The following is a 16,627-nucleotide window of genomic DNA, read 5'->3' on the forward strand; positions in this document are numbered from 1 at the left end:
CGGCGCCGCAGGGATCAACGCAGCGCGTTGGCCCGCTTTTCGTCGATCCACTTGGAGGCCTGCGCCGGCTCGTAGGCACGCATCCAGGCCAGCATTTCATCGATGTCCGAGCCATACCACAGATCCGCGCGCTGGGCCGGGTGCAGGAAGCGCTCTTCGACCATGCGATCGATCATGCCGATCAGAGGGGCATAGAAGCCGTCCACATCCAGGAACGCACAGGGCTTGTTGCCGATGCCCAGCTGGCGCCAGGTCAGCATCTCGAAGATTTCTTCCATGGTGCCGAAACCGCCGGGCAGGGCGACGAAGGCATCGGAGAGGTCGAACATGCGCGACTTGCGCTCGTGCATCGAACCGACGATTTCCAGCTCGGTCAGGCCGCGGTGGGCCACTTCCCAATCGGCCAGCTGCTGCGGGATCACGCCGGTGACTTCACCGCCGCCGGCGAGCACGGCGTTGGCCACGGTGCCCATCAGGCCGACGTTGCCGCCGCCGTAGACCAGGCGCAGGCCGTCGCGGGCGATGCGGTCACCCAACGCGATGGCGCGCTCGGTGTAGACCGGCTTGCTGCCGGGGTTGGAACCACAGTAAACGCAAATCGACTTCATTGGATCTTCCTGTTGTCCGAATCTGTAGCGACCGGAAACGAAAAAGCCCCGCCGATGACCGGTGCGCTGGTCTCGTGACGGGGTGTCGTTCCGCAGGTGCGGTGGCGGATTATCGCGCGTTTCGGGCGCGGGGGCCAATCGGCCATCGGTGACGACGGCCGAGCAACGGTCGGCTCCACCGGGATGGCGCACCGGGGCAGAGCCGGCCGTTGGTCGCCTGCCGTTTCTCGTACCGTCGGTCGGCGACCCCCTGCGGGTTCACACCCGCAAGGAAGCCGGCCTCAGGCCGCCTGCGACTGCTCCCGGCGCGGACCTTCCTTCAACGCGCGGCCGACCAGGCCGACCAGCAGGTCCAGCTCCTCGCCGTCCATGCCGAAGTGCGGGGTGAAGCGCAGCGAGTTCTCACCGCCATGGATCACATTGATGCCATGGTTGCGCAACCACTCTTCGGTGGAGCCGGTGCCGTAGCACTTGAACTGCGGGGCCAGCTCGCAGGAGAACAGCAGGCCGGTGCCCTGGACCTTGGTGATCAGCCCGCCCAGCTCGGTCTTGAGCTGTTCCAGCTTGCGCACGGCTTCCTCACCGCGCACGCGGATGTTCTCGCGCACCTGCGGGGTCAGCAGCGACAGTGTGGCGCAGGCCACGTCCAGCGCCCGCGGGTTGGAGGTCATGGTGTTGCCGTAGATGCCCTTGCGATACAGCTGCGCGGCGTGCTCGGTCACGGCCAGCACGGAGAGCGGGAACTGCGCCGCATTGAGCGCCTTGGAGTAGGTTTCCATGTCCGGCACGTCCAGGCCTTCAAAGCCCGGGTAATCCACGATCGACAGCACGCCGTGCGCGCGCAGGCCGGCCTGGATCGAGTCCAGCAGCAGCAGGCTGCCGTGCTGGCGGGTCAGTTCGCGGGCCAGCGCATAGAACGCGGGCGGCACCGAGCGGCCGGGGTCGCCTTCGCCCATCACCGGCTCCAGGAACACCGCTTCGATGAACCAGTGGTTCTGTTCGGCCTCGGCGAACACGCGCTTGAGCGCCACTTCATCATAGGGCGCGATCGCGATGACCGTGTCCTCGCCGCGGTAGCTGGCCAGGTGCTGCATGTAGGTCTTGCGACTGGAGTCGGAATACAGGCCCGGGCGGTCGGTGCGGCCGTGGAAACTGCCCTTGACCACCACGCGCTTGATTTTCGCACCGGCGTGGCGGGCGCCCGGATCGGTCTGCAGCTTGGCGTTGACGTCGGCGATGCGGGCAGCCAGCCCGACCGCTTCGGAGCCCGAATTCAGGCACATGAAGTGGCTGTACGGGCAGCCGCCGCGGCGGTGGCCGATCTCCTTGCGCAGGGCTTGGATGAAGCGCTGCTGGGACAGGCTGGGCGTCATCACATTGGCCATGACCTGCGGGGCCGCCATGGCCTCCATCACCGCCTCGGGGGTATGGCCGAAGCCGAGCATGCCGTAGCCGCCGGCGTCGTACAGCACCGCGCCCTTCAGGGTGACCACCCATGCGCCACGGGCGGCGAGGGCAACGTACGGGGTGACCGCATCATCGGCATAGAAATTGACGAAGCCCTCCTGCATCGCATCGATCTGGGCGCGCTCGTCCAGTGCCAGCAGGCCGCCAAGATCGGCGCGCACGCGCTCGAATTCAACGGCGGCGGCGTCGATGGCGGCGACCAGGGCGGGGTGGCCGGCGGCCAGGCGTTCGAGGGTGGCGTCATCCAGGCCGGAGGTGAGGCGGGTGCCGGGCTGGGCGCGGAGCGGGGCGAGACGTTCGATGAAGCTCATTGCAGATCTCCTGAAACGATGGCGGCACGGCGGAAAAGCAAAACGCGCGTCTATTCGCGCGCGCTTCGGGCATTCCTGCTCGTGCATCAGACTTCCGGCTCGATGCTAGCACGCGGTTTTTCGCGCGATAACCCCGTCAAAAACTGTTGCAAAGCAGCATTTTGCGCGACGTTTGGCGAATCCTTCGTTGCCACCGAGGGCCAGTCGTACAATGGCCGACATTGCCTACACGTTGCCGTGCGCTCCCTTGAAGAAGTCCGATTTCAACTACGACCTGCCGCCTGAACTGATTGCCCAGGCTCCGCTCGCCGAGCGCTCGGCCAGCCGCCTGATGGTGGTGCCGCCGGCCCCGGCCGCGTTTGATCACCGCCAGGTGCGCGATCTGCCCGACCTGCTGCAGCCCGGCGACCTGCTGGTCTTCAACGACACCCGGGTGATCCCGGCGCGTCTGTTCGGCCAGAAGGCCAGCGGCGGCCGTGTCGAGATCCTGATCGAGCGCCTGCTCGGTGGCCAGCAGGCCCGCGCGCAGGTTGGCGCCAGCAAGTCGCCCAAGCCGGGCAGCCGCATCGCGCTCGACGCCGGTGGCGAGGCCGAGGTGCTGGGCCGCGATGGCGAGTTCTACGTGCTGCAGTTCCACGTGCCCGAGGCGCTGGAGCAATGGCTGCTGCACGCGGGTCGGCTGCCGCTGCCGCCCTACATCCAGCGCGAGCCGGGTATGGACGACCGCGAACGCTACCAGACTGTGTTCGCGCGCGAGATCGGCGCAGTGGCCGCCCCGACCGCCGGCCTGCACTTCGATGAGGCCCTGCTGGCCACGTTGAAGGACAAGGGCGTGGATTTCGGCCACGTGACCCTGCACGTGGGCGCGGGCACCTTCCAGCCGGTCCGCGTGGACGATCTGAAAGAACACGTGATGCACCGTGAGTGGCTGAACGTCGGCGCCGAGCTGGTCCAGCAGGTGCGCCGCACCCGGGCTGCGGGCGGCCGGGTGATCGGCGTCGGGACCACCGTGGTGCGTGCGCTGGAAAGCGCCATGCGCGACGGCGAACTGCTGCCCTACGCCGGGGAAACCCAGATCTTCATCACCCCGGGCTACCGGATCCGCAGCGTGGACGCGATGGTGACCAACTTCCATCTGCCGGAAAGCACGCTGCTGATGATGATCTCGGCGTTTGCCGGCCAGGCCCGGGTGATCGAGGCCTACCAGGCCGCGATCGCGGAAAAGTACCGCTTCTTCAGCTATGGCGATGCGATGCTGCTGTTCCCGCAGGGGGAGTGAGAGAGAGCGGGGCAGGCGCGGCCGTTTTCGGCGACAATGGCAGACTATCTGCCCGAATGACCGCTCCATGTCCCGACTCCAGTTCCAGCTCCAGACCACCGACGGTCGCGCCCGCCGCGGCCGCCTGACCTTCCCGCGCGGGACCGTGGAAACCCCGGCCTTCATGCCGGTGGGCACCTATGGCTCGGTGAAGGGCATCCTGCCGGAGCAGATCCGCGCGCTGGGTGCGGAAATCATCCTGGGCAACACCTTCCATCTCTACCTGCGCCCGGGCCTGGACGTGATCGCCGACCACGGCGGCCTGCATGGCTTCGCGCGCTGGAACGGCCCGATCCTGACCGACTCCGGCGGCTTCCAGGTGTTCTCGCTGGCCCACCGCCGCAAGATCACCGAGCAGGGCGTGACCTTTTCCTCGCCGACCGACGGCGCCCGCGTGTTCCTGGGCCCTGAAGAGAGCATGCGCATCCAGAAGGTGCTCGATTCGGACGTGGTGATGATCTTCGACGAGTGCACCCCGTACCCGGCCACCGAGCCGGTCGCACGCACCTCGATGGAGCTGAGCCTGCGCTGGGCGCAGCGCAGCCGCAACGCGCACGATGAACTGGGCAACGACGCGGCGCTGTTCGGCATCGTCCAGGGCGGCGTCCATCACGACCTGCGCAGCCGCTCGGCCGAGGGCCTGCAGCAGATCGGCTTCGACGGCTACGCCATCGGCGGCCTGGCCGTGGGCGAGCCCGAGCACGAACGCAACGCCATGCTCGACCATATGCACCCGATCCTGCCGGCCGACCGGCCGCGCTACCTGATGGGCGTCGGCCGCCCGGAGGACCTGGTCGAAGGCGTCGCCCGCGGCGTGGACATGTTCGATTGCGTGATGCCGACCCGCAATGCCCGCAATGGCCACTATTTCACCTCGTTCGGCACGGTGCGCATCCGCAACGCCCGCTACGAGCGCGACATGGACACCATCGAGCCGGGCTGCGGCTGCCATGCCTGCACCAGCGGCTACACGCGCTCCTACCTGCGCCATCTGGACCGCTGCAACGAGATGCTGGCACCGATGCTGGGCACCATCCACAACCTCTATTACTACGAGACGTTGATGGCCGACATGCGTGCCGCGATCGCGGCGGGAACCTTTACCGCCTTCCGCGAGTCTTTCTACGCGGCTCGTGGAGCGGTCACGCCTGCGCTGTAAAGTGACCCCCGCCGGCCGATCCGGCGCGCCGACCCTGCCAAACGGCCCAAGGACGAACTCCCGGGGCCATGGCATACTTCGAGGCTGACCCCCGTTTCGCGGCGACTCCCTGACCCTTCAAGGGGCAGGGCGCCTCCCAACCCAAGGACACACTATGAACCTGCTCGCCTTCCTCATTCCCACCGCCAACGCCCAGGCCGCCGGTGGCCAGTCGCAGGGCATGGGCCTGACCACCCTGCTGTTCCCGATCATCCTGATCGCGATCATGTACTTCCTGATGATCCGCCCGCAGATGAAGCGCCAGAAAGAACACAAGGCCATGCTGGAGAAGGTCAAGCGCGGTGATGAAGTGCTGACCAACGGCGGCATCGCCGGCGTGGTCACCGACATCGGCGACAACTTCATCACCATCGAAGTGGCCGAGAACGTGCGCATCCGCGTGCAGAAGGGCGCCGTGGGCAATGTGCTGCCGACCGGCACGCTGAAGTCGGCCAACTGATCCACCTCCTTTCCGTTCAACCGCGGTGCCGGGACGGGCACCGCGCGGGACCCAAGCAATGCTCGAATTTCCACGCTGGAAGTATTTCCTCATCCTGATCGTGCTGGCGGTCAGTGCGTTGTACGCACTGCCCAACATCTACCAGAAGGACCCTGCCGTGCAGATCACCGCCAATCGTGGCGGGCAGATCGACGACGCCCTGCGCGACCGCGTGCTGGGTGACCTCAAGCAGGCCGGCGTGGAGCCGTTGTCGGTGGCCAAGGAAGGCGACAGCCTGATCGTGCGCCTGCCGACGCTGCAGGCGCAGACCGCCGCCAACGACGCCCTGCGCGACGAGATGGGCGAGGACTACGTGGTTGCCCTGAACCTTGCCTCCACCGTGCCGGAGTGGCTGAGCGACCTCGGCGCCAAGCCGATGGTGCTGGGCCTGGATCTGCAGGGCGGCGTGCACTTCGTGCTGCAGGTCGACCAGAAGGCCGCACTGGACAAGCGTCTGGACGCCTACGCCGAAGACGTGCGCACCAGCCTGCGCGATGCCCGCATCGCCTACCAGTCGGTCGAACGCCGTGGCGACAACACCATCGTGGCGAGCATCAGCCCGTCCGCCGGTGCCGATGCCGCCGCGCGTGCCCGCGAAGTGATGGTCAAGGCGCAGCCGACGCTGGGCTACGAGGTGGCGGGCAACCGCATCACCGTGAGCATGCCGGAGGCCGAACTGACCGCGATCGCCAACGGCGCCATCGAGCAGAACGTCAACACGCTGCGCAACCGTGTCAATCAGCTCGGTGTTTCCGAGCCGATCATCCAGCGTCAGGGTGCCGACCGTGTGGTCGTGCAGCTGCCGGGTGTGCAGGACACCGCCGAAGCCAAGCGCATGATCGGTGCCACCGCGACGCTGGAATACCGCGCCGTGGTCGAGGGCAATGCCCAGGACGCGATCACCAGTGGCCGCATTCCGCCGGAGGCCAAGGTCTACCAGCAGCGTGACAATCGCGGCCCGATCCTGCTCAACAAGCGCGTGATCGTGACCGGTGACCAGATGGTCGCCGCACAGGCCACCACCGACCAGAACGGCGCCGCGGCGGTGAGCGTGACGCTGAACAATGTCGGCGGCCAGCGCATGTTCGATTTCACCAGCGCCAACGTCAACAAGCCGATGGCGGTGGTCTACACCGAGCGCATCCCGACCGTGAACGTGGTCGATGGCAAGGAAGTGCGCAGCTTCCGCGTCAAGGAAGAAGTGATCTCGGTCGCCAATATCAACGGCGTGTTCGGCAAGAACTTCCAGACCACCGGCCTTGAGAAGACCGAGGCGGAAAATCTGGCCAAACTGCTGAAATCCGGTTCGCTGGCTGCACCGATGGACTTCGTTGAAGAACGCATCGTCGGCCCGAGCCTGGGTGCGGAGAACGTCGAGCGCGGCGTGACCGCGGTCGGCTTCGCGTTCCTGTTCACCCTGATCTTCTTCACCGTGTACTACCGCATGTTCGGCGTGATCACCTCGGTGGCCATGCTGTTCAACCTGCTGATCGTGGTGGCGGTGATGTCGCTGTTCAGTGCGACGATGACGCTGCCCGGCTTCGCCGGTCTGGCGCTGTCGATCGGCCTGTCGGTCGACGCCAACGTGCTGATCAACGAACGTATCCGTGAAGAGCTGCGGGCCGGCATGCCACCCAAGACGGCCATCGTGGCCGGTTACGAGAAGGCTTCCGGGACCATCCTGGACGCCAACCTCACCGGCATCCTGGCGGGTGTGGCGTTGTATGCGTTCGGTACCGGTCCGTTGAAGGGCTTCGCCGTGACCATGATCGTCGGCATCCTGGCCTCCATGTTCACTGCAATTACCGTCTCGCGTGCCCTTGCCGTGCTGGTCTACAGCCGCCGCAAGAAGCTCAAGACCCTGGCCATCTGACGGGAAGCGAATAGAAACCATGAAACTTTTCCCGTTGCATCTGATCCCGAACGACACCAAGTTCGACTTCATGCGCACCCGCTGGGTGGCCATCGGTCTGGCGGCGCTGGTGTTCATTGCCGCCATCGGCTGCATTGCCTTCAAGGGCTTCAACTACGCGCTGGACTTCACCGGCGGCACCGTGGTCGAAGTCCGCTTCGACAAGCCCGCTGACGTCGATGCCGTGCGCGAGCATCTGGAAGGTGCCGGTTATGCCGGTGCCCAGGTGCAGAGCTTCGGCAGCGGCAGCAATCTGCTGATCCGTCTGCAGCCGCAGGAGATGGCCGAAGGCGAGAACGCCGGTGAGGCCAACAACCGCACCGCCGAAGCCGTGCAGAAGGCGATCTCGATGGAGGGCAACCAGGCCGCCATCGTGGGTGCCGAGTTCGTCGGCCCGCAGGTCGGTAAGGAGCTGGCGCTGAACGGCCTGTACGCGGCGCTGTTCGTGCTGATCGGCTTCCTGATCTACATCGGTTTCCGCTTCGAGTGGAAGTTCGCGATGGTGGCGATCATCACCACGCTGTTCGACGTGCTGGTGGTGGCGGGTTACTTCTCGCTGAGTGGCCGTGAGTTCGATCTGACCGTGCTGGCCGGCCTGCTGTCGGTGATGGGCTTCTCGATCAACGACACCATCGTGGTGTTCGACCGTGTGCGTGAGAACTTCCGCAGCCTGCGTGTGGAGCCGCTGGAAGTGATGAACCGTTCGATCAACCAGACGCTGTCGCGCACGATCATCACTTCGCTGGTGTTCTTCCTGTCGGTGCTGGCGCTGTATCTGTACGGCGGTGGTTCGCTGGAAGGGCTGGCGCTGAGCCAGATGATCGGTGCGGTGATCGGTACGCTGTCGTCGATCTTCATTGCCTGCCCGCTGCTGACCATGGGCGCGCTGGCGGTGACCAAGCAGGATCTGCTGCCGAAGGCCAAGGACGTGGAAGCGTTGGAGCGTCGTCCGTAAGGTTGCTGGTGGTTTGAAACATCTGAAAGGCCGCGCATTGCGCGGCCTTTCTTTTTGTTCAGGGCCAGAGCCAGAGCCGCAGCCGAAGCGAGAGCCAGAGCCAGAGCCGCAGCCGAAGCGAGAGCCAGAGCCAGAGCCAGAGCCAGGGCGGCGCCTTGGATGCTCACTGTTGGAGGGCGACGGATAGCGCTGTGCTGGACCCGCCGTAAACCCATCCTTGGGGGCTCGTGAGCGCCATCCATGGCGCTCCAACGGTCCTGCACAGCGCTATCCGTCACCCTCCAGACAGGGGGCTGGATGGCGGTTGGTAGGGCAGAGCGAAGCAAGGCAAAGCCACGCAAAGTCACGCAAAGCAAAGCAACGGCACCCGCGCTGGCGTGGATCTACGCGGGGCAAGCATCGGTCTTGGCGTTGGTGGCTCTCTACACGCGCGATCCTGGTTCGGCGACAGTCGGCCAATCTCCAGGATTCAGCATCCAATGCACTCGTCATAACGCCAGGTGTTCCGTGTAGAGCCACGCCATGCGTGGCGGCTCTCCCGTCCGCAGCGGCCGTGTGTCAGGCAGGGGCCGGTGAGGGCAGGGCGGGACCGTCACCCGCAGGGATGCGGGTGTCGAGCCTCCAGGGACGGATTCACGGCGCGTCCCGGTCTGCCCTCACCGGTCCCAGGCCTACAGGGAACAACACGGCGCCATACACCCCCGTCGGTTGTACTCCGCAGCGCTGCGCACTACGATCCCTTGCGTTCCGCGCAGCCGCTCCGGTGGCGCGCGACCTCCCTTTTCATCGCGCCGGTCCGCCCTGCGCCAGTCCCCCTCGAGGTTTACATGGTCATCAAACCGCGTGTGCGCGGCTTCATCTGCGTCACCACCCATCCCGTCGGCTGCGATGCGGCCGTCAAGCAGCAGATCGATTACATCCAGTCCAAGCCGAAGATCACCAACGGCCCGAAGAAGGTGCTGGTGCTCGGCGCCTCCACCGGCTACGGGCTGGCTGCGCGCATCACCGCTGCCTTCGGCAGCGATGCCGCCACGTTGGGTGTGTTCTTCGAGCGCCCGGGCACCGAGACCAAGCCCGGCACCGCTGGCTGGTACAACACCGCCGCGTTCCATAAGTACGCCGATCAGGCCGGTCTGTACGCCAAGAGCGTCAACGGCGATGCGTTCTCCGATGAGGTCAAGGCCAAGGTCATCGAGCTGATCAAGCAGGACCTCGGCCAGGTCGACCAGGTGGTGTACAGCCTGGCCGCGCCGCGCCGCAAGCATCCCAAGACCGGTGAAGTGATCAGCTCCACGCTCAAGCCGATCGGTGCGCCGATCACGCTGCGTGGCCTGGATACGGACAAGGAAGTGATCACCGAGACCACGATCGAGCCGGCCACGCCGGAAGAGATCGCCGGCACCGTCGCCGTCATGGGCGGCGAAGACTGGCAGATGTGGATCGATGCGCTGCTCGAGGCCGGTGTGCTGGCCGAGGGCGCGACCACCACGGCCTTCACCTACGTCGGTGAGGAGATCACCCAGGCGATCTACTGGAACGGCTCCATCGGTGCGGCGAAGAAGGACCTGGACGAGAAGGTCGTCGGCCTGCGCCAGAAGCTGGCCCCGATCGGTGGCGATGCGCGCGTGTCGGTGCTCAAGGCGGTGGTCACCCAGGCCAGCTCGGCGATCCCGACCATGCCGCTGTACCTGTCGCTGTTGTTCAAGGTGATGAAGGCCAAGGGCACGCACGAAGGCTGCATCGAGCAGCTCGATACCCTGTACGACATCCTCTACGGCGGCAAGGACGCGGGCACCGCATCCGAGCGCCTGCGTCACGATCTGGTCGCCGATGGCGGGCGCAAGGTCGCGCTGATCGATGACGCCGGCCGCCTGCGCGCGGATTACAAGGAAATGGCACCGGAGGTGCAGGGCGAGGTGGTCGCGCTGTGGCCGCAGGTGACCAACGAGAACCTGTACGAGATCAGCGATCTGGCCGGCTACAAGGCCGACTTCCTGCGTCTGTTCGGGTTCGGCGTGGAGGGCGTGGATTACGACGCCGATGTCGCCACCGATGTGAAGATTCCGAACCTGGTCGAGATGGCCTGATCGGAAGGAGGGATGCCGACCAACGGTCGGCATCTACCGGTGCGGTGCGTGCCCGGATGGCCGCGCGGCGCGTCCGTTGATGCCCGGGCGGTGCGGCTCCTGATGCGCGGGAGACGGCAGGTCACGACCGTGGGTCGTGACGCATCCCGTCAACTGAAATCGAAATTCATCACCGGGCCGGCCGGGCCGACGAACTCACCCTGCACGTAATCCACGCCGGCACTGAAGAGCAGGCTCATCGAGTTGGCATCGGCGACGAATTCGGCGATGGTCCGGATGTTGGCGGCCTGCGCACGCGCGGTGATCTCGCTGATCTTCTCGCTGTGCTCGCGCGTACGGGCGAAGTCGGAGGTGAAGTCGCGGTCCAGCTTGAGGAACTGCGGCTGGAAGTGCGCCAGCAGCTGGAACGAATCCAGTCCTGAGCCGAACTGCTCCAGGCCGATCCGGCAGCCCAACGGGGCGACCGCGGCCAGGAACTGCTGGGCATTGCGCAGGTGGGTGAACACCTTGGCCTCCGGCGCGTGCAGCCACAGTTGTTCGCCCGGCACGCCTTGCGCCTCCAGTTCGCGCCGGAGCGTGGCGATCATCTGCGGGTCGTTGAACGACTCCGGGGTGATCTTCACCATCAGGTGGGTCACATGGCCCTCGCGCTTGCGCGCCGCGAGCATGCCGATCGCGTGGGTGACCACCCAGCGGTTGATGTCGGCCAGCAGGCCATGGTCCTCGGCGATGCCCAGGAACGCGTTCGGGCTGAGCAGCTCGCCGTTGTGGTCCAGGCGCAGGTAGGCCTCGTACAACTCCAGTGCCTCGCCCTGCAGGCTGAGCACCGGCTGATAATGCAGCTGGAAGCCATCGCCGGCCAAGGCCTGGCGGATGCGTGCCACCCAGTGCTGGATGCGCTCTTCTTCCACGCGATCCACCGCGGCCGGATCGAACACGCGGGTGGTGTTGCCCAGTTCCAGGGCGGCCTGGGTGCACTCGGTCGCGCGCGCCAGCACCTGACCGATGCTCGCAATCTTCTCGCCCACCTGCACACCGCCCACGCTGACGGTCACGGTGGCCGAGCGCTCGCCGATGCTGAACACCTGCGCGGCGAAGGCCTCACGGATATGGTCGGCCAGGGCGACGGTCTGCGCGTAGGGGGCCTCGGTCAGTACGGCAAAGCTGTGCTCGCCGAAGCGGGCCACCTGTGCGGTGTCGCCAACCGATTGGGCCAGCACGCGGGCGAGGGCGCCGATCAGCGCATCGGCCGAGTCCAGCCCGATCTCCGGCAGCAGGCGCGCGTAATGGTCCGGCTCGATCAGCAGCAGGCCGAACTGGCCCTCGCTGCGGCCGGCCTGGGCCACCGCATGCTCGACGTGCAACATGAAGGTCGGGCGGTTGAGCAGGCCGGTGACCTGGTCGCGCTGGCGCAGGTCCTCCACCTCGCGCGCCAGTTCCGGATCGAACTCCATGCGCCGGCGGAACACCACCTGCAGGCAGGATTCGCCCTCGTAGCTGGCCTGGGTGAACTCCATCGTGGCCGGGAACACCGCGCCGTCCTGGTTGCGCGCATCCACCTGGTACTGCGGCGGTGGCGCATCGCCCTTGCTCATGGATTTGAGCAGCTGCTTGAAGCCGTCCACGTGCTGCGGGGCGACCATGTCCAGCAGCGAGATGCCTTCCACATCGTCGAAGGTTTCGTAGCCGAACATCTCCAGATAGGCCTCGTTGGCCCGGATGTGCATGCCTTCATGGATGTAGGCGATCGGGTCGCGCGAAGACGAGATCAGCGCGTCGCAGCGGCGCTCGGTCTCGCGCATCTGCGCCTCGATCCGGCGCAGCCCGCGGCGCGCATGCAGATCGGTCCATTCGTTGCGCACTACCGCCAGCAGGTGCTCGGGGCGGTGGCGCAGGGCGATGGCGCGGATGCCATTGGCCCCGGCCTCGACCCACTCGGTTTCGTTGATCGATTCGGCCAGCAGGATCATCGGGATGTCCTTGCCGCTGGCCGCGATCTGCTGGGTCACGTGCAGCAGCGGGATGCTCTGCGCTGCGGCGACCAGCACCAGGTCGATCGGCTGGGTACCCAGTGCCTGGGCCAGTTCCTCACTGTGCTGCGGGCGCGTCGGGCGCACCGCGATGCCGCTGTTGCGCAGCGTGCTGACGATGGTCTCGGCGTTCTCGCCGCTGTCGTCCACGATCAGCAGGCGGACCGTCATGTCATTCGCGTTCTGCATTCACTACTCCCCGGACTGCAAACTTGATACACGATGCGTGTGACTACGTCCATGCGGCAAACGGTAGCCGATCATGGCACGCTGGTTCCGGCTCAGGCCACGCTGCCCGCGGCATGGCCACAGGCCCAGGCCCACTGGAAGTTGTAGCCCCCCAGCCAGCCGGTCACGTCCAGCACCTCCCCAATGAAGTGCAGGCCGGGAACCACGTGCGATTCAAACGTACTGGAGGACACCTTGCGGGTGTCGACCCCGCCCAGCGTCACTTCGGCGGTACGGTACCCCTCGGTGCCACTGGCCACCAGCGGGAAATTCTGCAGCAGCTCGGCCGCCTCGCGCAGCTGTGGCTCGTCGATCTGGCGCACCAGCCGGTCCGGCAGCCAGTGCTCGCACAGGCGCAGCGCCAGCCGGCGCGGCAACACCTCCGAGAGCACCGTACGCAGTTCGGCGGCACCGCGTTCGGCCTTCATCCTGCGCAGCCACTCCAGCGCGTCCTGGCCCGGCAGCAGGTCCAGCCGCAGCTCGTCGCCCGGCTGCCAGTACGAGGAGATCTGCAGGATCGCCGGGCCGCTGATGCCGCGGTGGGTGATCAGCATGGAGTTGCGGAACTCGGTGCCGTTGCAGCGCGCTTCGATCGGCAGGGCCACGCCGGAGAGGTCGTTGAAGCGCTCCTGATGCTTGCCACTCAGGGTCAGCGGCACCAGCCCGGCGCGGGTCGGCAGGACCTCATGACCGAACTGGCGGGCCAGCTCATAGCCGACGCCGGTCGCGCCCATGCTCGGGATCGACAGGCCACCCGTGGCCACCACCAGCGAGGCGGCATGGAAATGCCCTTGCGTGGTGTGCACGTGGAAGCCGTCCGCGCCGCGCTCCACCTTCTGCACGCCGCAGTCGGTGCGGATCTGCACGCCGGCGGCCAGGCATTCGTCCACCAGCATCTTCACGATCTGCTTGGAGGAGATATCGCAGAACAGCTGGCCCAGCTCTTTTTCGTGATACGCGATGCCGTGCCGCTCCACCATCTCGATGAAATGGTATGGCGTGTAACGGGCCAGCGCGGATTTGCAGAAGTGCGGATTGGCCGACAGGAAATTGGCCGCCGTGGTGCCGGTGTTGGTGAAGTTGCAGCGCCCGCCGCCGGACATCAGGATCTTCTTGCCAACCTTGTTGGCATGGTCGATCACCTGCACCAGGCGCCCGCGTTTGCCTGCGGTCATCGCACACATCAGCCCGGCAGCACCGGCCCCGATGACCAGCACATCACAGCGGATCACACTCACGCCTGCGGCTTCTGCTTGCGCCAGGTGGGGATGACGCTGAGCTGCGCCTTGTCGGACGTCAACTGCACTTCGCCGTCCTGGATCTGCACGTCCCACTGCATCGTGCGTTCGATCTGCGCGCCCCATTCGGTGACGAACTCGCCCGGCAGGTCCATGACCTCCAGCGTGGACAGCTTCTTCAGCGCGGAGGCGTTGCGGTCCCACCAGATGTCGGCGGCGCGGCCGCCGTAAGTGACCAGCTGCACCGCACGCGCGCGGCCAGCGGCCTTGCGCAGGCGCGAATCGTCGGGCTGGCCCAGTTCGATCCACAGCTCGATGTCGCCGGTGTAATCGCGGCGCCACAGGTCCGGCTCGTCGTCCACGCTCAGGCCGCGGCCGAACTCCAGCCGGTCATCGGCGTTCAGCGCGAAGGTGAGCAGGCGCACCATCAGGCGGTCATCGGTCTCGGACGGGTGCTGGGCCAGCGTCAGCGTATGGCTGGCGTAATAGCCGCGATCCATGTCGCTGATCTGCAGTTCGGCCTTGCGGATGGTGGCGGTGAGGGCCATGGGGATACCTGAAACAAAGAGCGCCATGATAATGGTTCGCCATGAGCCCGTCCGATCCGATCCTCGTTGCCCCCGCACCCAGCCGCCTGCAGTTGCCCCCCGGCGACTGGCCGAGCCTGCTGGACGGGCTGTGCGCGCGCTTTCCGCGCATCGACCGCGCGCAGTGGGCAGACCGCTTCGCCCGGGGGCGGGTGCAGGACGCGCAGGGCAGGGCGCTCGCGCCGGATCAGGCCTGGCAGGTGGGGCTGGAGATCGTGTATTTCCGCGAGGTGGCTGATGAGCCGGCGATTCCTTTCGCCGAGGCCGTCGTCCACCAGGACGCGCACCTGCTGGTGGCCGACAAGCCGCACTTCCTTCCGGTCACCCCTGCCGGCGGCTACGTGCGCGAGACGCTGCTGGCCCGGCTGGTGGCGCGCACCGGCAACCGGGATCTGGTGCCGCTGCACCGCCTGGACCGCCTGACCGCCGGGCTGGTGCTGTTCTCCACCCGGCCAGACAGCCGCGATGCCTACCAGCGCCTGTTCCGCGAGCGGCGCATCGAGAAGGTGTACGAAGCGCTGGCGCCGGGACTGCCCGAACTGCCGTTCCCATTGGAGCGGCAGACCCGCTTGGTCCCGGGAGAGCCGTTCTTCCGCATGGCCGAGGAGCCCGGCGAGCCCAATGCGCGGACTCGCATCGAGGTGATCGACGGCACCGGACCGGTCTGGCGCTACCGACTGCACCCGGTGACCGGCCGCAAGCACCAGCTGCGCGTGCACATGGCCGCGCTGGGCGCCCCGATCCTGGGGGACGACCTGTACCCGGAGCTGCACGCGGATGCGCCGGCGGACGCGCCGCTGCAGCTGCTGGCCAAGGAATTGGCGTTCGATGACCCGTTGACCGGGGAGCGGCGCACGTTCGCCAGCGGGTTGTCGCTTCACCTGTAGGGCCGGCCGCTGGCCGGCTGCCGGGATCTGTGGTGGTCACCAGATGCGACGGAGGAGCCGGCCAGCGGCCGGCTCTACCGACACCGGCCCCTCAGCCATGCCGGACCCTTTCCACACCGAACCCTCAGCCGGCCAGCGGTTCATCAGGGTGCTGACGGTTCATCAGCCTTAACGTTTGGCCAGCCAACGGTCCAGTTGCGCGGCAAAGGCCTGCTTGTCGCGCGCATGCAGCGGCGGAGGGCCGCCTGTCTGAACGCCCGAGCCGCGCAGTTCCTCCATGAAATTGCGCATCGACAGCCGCTCGGCCATGTTGTTGGGGGTGTACAGGTCGCCGCGCGGGTTCAATGCGACGGCCTTTTTGTCCAACACCAGGGCCGCCAGCGGGATGTCCTGCGTGACGACCAGATCGCCCGGCTGGACCCGTTCCACGATCACGCTGTCGGCCACATCCAGGCCCGGCGGAACCTGGATGGAGCGGATGAAACGGGACGGAGGGGTCCGCAGCCAGTGGTTGGCGATCAGGGTCATCTCGATCCCGGCACGCTCTGCGGCACGGAACAGGATCTCCTTGATGACGGCCGGACAAGCGTCGGCGTCCACCCAGATGTGAACTTTAGGGGTCGGGGCATCAGTCATTTGGCTGATCTTAAGGTAGGAAAAATCTGAATAGGGGGTGCGATTTCGTGTAGGATCGCCCGACCCCTTGTCCTGTCAGGCGGGAGGGGGAGGATGGCTGAATCAACCAGCTATCGCTTTTTCGGTAAAACACGAGTATCGTCACCCACACTGTGTTTGCTAGGGTCACCGTGAATCGTGGCCTGGTGCAGTTGATCTCACGATCTGCTCATCGATCCGCTTTACCAACGCCTGCAACTCAGTCTCGGCTCCGATACGCGGCGGCCGCGATTATTTCAACTATTGTTTCAGGAGTTAGTACATGTCTGATCGTCAGCAGGGCACCGTGAAGTGGTTCAACGACGCCAAGGGCTTCGGCTTCATCACCCCGGAAAGCGGCCCGGACCTCTTCGTGCATTTCCGCGCGATCCAGGGCACCGGCTTCAAGTCGCTGCAGGAAGGCCAGAAGGTGACTTTCGTCGCCGTGCAGGGCCAGAAGGGTATGCAGGCTGACCAGGTGCAGGCGGTCTAATCGACCCCCCGCAACCGTAAGGTCGCCTAAAACGCCGGAAGCGAAAGCTTCCGGCGTTTTTTATTGGGCGGCATTCGGCCATCGTCGACGCAGATCCCGTTGAAGACGTCATCGTTCCCGTCGCCCGGTTACGATGCCGCTTTGACCCTGCGGAA

General features: G+C 66.2%; 14 protein-coding genes. 8 read left to right on the forward strand and 6 right to left on the reverse strand.

All coding sequences use genetic code 11. The features are described from left to right. Positions 1-14: 14 nt before the first annotated feature. The gene (locus BCL79_RS13890; protein ID WP_019183145.1) at positions 15-608 is read right to left on the reverse strand and encodes a TIGR00730 family Rossman fold protein; all 594 of its coding nucleotides are present in this window, start codon (positions 606-608) and stop codon (positions 15-17) included. Positions 609-889: 281 nt separating this feature from the next. Then, positions 890-2,386 (reverse strand): aminotransferase class III-fold pyridoxal phosphate-dependent enzyme, encoded by a 1,497-nt coding sequence (locus tag BCL79_RS13895; protein ID WP_121042081.1) that lies wholly within the window; start codon positions 2,384-2,386, stop codon positions 890-892. A gap of 247 nt (positions 2,387-2,633) precedes the next feature. Between BCL79_RS13895 and queA the strand changes: the two genes are divergently transcribed. From queA to fabV, 6 genes are all read left to right on the forward strand, one after another. Then, entirely contained in the window at positions 2,634-3,665 is a 1,032-nt protein-coding gene (gene queA / locus BCL79_RS13900; RefSeq protein WP_121042083.1) for a tRNA preQ1(34) S-adenosylmethionine ribosyltransferase-isomerase QueA, read from the forward strand. Positions 3,666-3,732: 67 nt separating this feature from the next. Further along, positions 3,733-4,863, forward strand: a complete 1,131-nt coding sequence (gene tgt, locus BCL79_RS13905) for a tRNA guanosine(34) transglycosylase Tgt (protein WP_121042085.1) — start codon at positions 3,733-3,735, stop codon at positions 4,861-4,863. A gap of 154 nt (positions 4,864-5,017) precedes the next feature. Further along, on the forward strand, positions 5,018-5,362 hold the full coding sequence (yajC, locus tag BCL79_RS13910; protein ID WP_121042087.1) for a preprotein translocase subunit YajC: 345 nt from the start codon (positions 5,018-5,020) through the stop codon (positions 5,360-5,362). A gap of 58 nt (positions 5,363-5,420) precedes the next feature. After that, positions 5,421-7,274 carry a protein translocase subunit SecD gene (gene secD / locus BCL79_RS13915; protein ID WP_121042089.1) on the forward strand — a complete coding sequence of 618 codons (1,854 nt, stop codon included), beginning with the start codon at positions 5,421-5,423 and terminating at the stop codon, positions 7,272-7,274. A gap of 19 nt (positions 7,275-7,293) precedes the next feature. Next, positions 7,294-8,268 (forward strand): protein translocase subunit SecF, encoded by a 975-nt coding sequence (secF, locus tag BCL79_RS13920; RefSeq protein WP_121042091.1) that lies wholly within the window; start codon positions 7,294-7,296, stop codon positions 8,266-8,268. Between the two features lie 827 nt (positions 8,269-9,095). Next, positions 9,096-10,355: an enoyl-ACP reductase FabV gene (fabV, locus tag BCL79_RS13930; RefSeq protein ID WP_121042093.1), complete on the forward strand. Its 1,260-nt coding sequence runs from the start codon at positions 9,096-9,098 to the stop codon at positions 10,353-10,355. Positions 10,356-10,504: 149 nt separating this feature from the next. Here fabV and BCL79_RS13935 read toward each other — a convergent pair whose 3' ends face one another. The 3 genes from BCL79_RS13935 to BCL79_RS13945 all read right to left on the reverse strand — a co-directional run bounded on the left by BCL79_RS13935 (position 10,505) and on the right by BCL79_RS13945 (position 14,399). After that, the gene (locus tag BCL79_RS13935; RefSeq protein ID WP_121042095.1) at positions 10,505-12,574 is read right to left on the reverse strand and encodes a GGDEF/EAL domain-containing response regulator; all 2,070 of its coding nucleotides are present in this window, start codon (positions 12,572-12,574) and stop codon (positions 10,505-10,507) included. A 92-nt stretch (positions 12,575-12,666) separates the two neighbouring features. Next, positions 12,667-13,851 carry an NAD(P)/FAD-dependent oxidoreductase gene (locus BCL79_RS13940; RefSeq protein WP_121042098.1) on the reverse strand — a complete coding sequence of 395 codons (1,185 nt, stop codon included), beginning with the start codon at positions 13,849-13,851 and terminating at the stop codon, positions 12,667-12,669. Beyond that, positions 13,848-14,399: a YaeQ family protein gene (locus BCL79_RS13945; RefSeq protein ID WP_121042100.1), complete on the reverse strand. Its 552-nt coding sequence runs from the start codon at positions 14,397-14,399 to the stop codon at positions 13,848-13,850. The genes BCL79_RS13940 and BCL79_RS13945 overlap by 4 nt, the downstream gene beginning before the upstream one ends. A 41-nt stretch (positions 14,400-14,440) precedes the next feature. Between BCL79_RS13945 and BCL79_RS13950 the strand changes: the two genes are divergently transcribed. Beyond that, positions 14,441-15,325 (forward strand): pseudouridine synthase, encoded by an 885-nt coding sequence (locus BCL79_RS13950; protein ID WP_121042102.1) that lies wholly within the window; start codon positions 14,441-14,443, stop codon positions 15,323-15,325. A gap of 168 nt (positions 15,326-15,493) precedes the next feature. Here the strand turns inward: BCL79_RS13950 and BCL79_RS13955 are convergent, their stop codons facing one another. Further along, the gene (locus BCL79_RS13955; RefSeq protein WP_121042104.1) at positions 15,494-15,961 is read right to left on the reverse strand and encodes a YaiI/YqxD family protein; all 468 of its coding nucleotides are present in this window, start codon (positions 15,959-15,961) and stop codon (positions 15,494-15,496) included. Between the two features lie 301 nt (positions 15,962-16,262). Here BCL79_RS13955 and BCL79_RS13960 point away from each other — a divergent pair, with 301 nt between their 5' ends. Next, positions 16,263-16,472 carry a cold-shock protein gene (locus tag BCL79_RS13960; RefSeq protein ID WP_017356920.1) on the forward strand — a complete coding sequence of 70 codons (210 nt, stop codon included), beginning with the start codon at positions 16,263-16,265 and terminating at the stop codon, positions 16,470-16,472. The last annotated feature ends 155 nt before the right edge of the window (positions 16,473-16,627 follow it).

The organism is Stenotrophomonas rhizophila (genome assembly GCF_003651185.1).
GTDB lineage: Bacteria > Pseudomonadota > Gammaproteobacteria > Xanthomonadales > Xanthomonadaceae > Stenotrophomonas > Stenotrophomonas maltophilia_Z.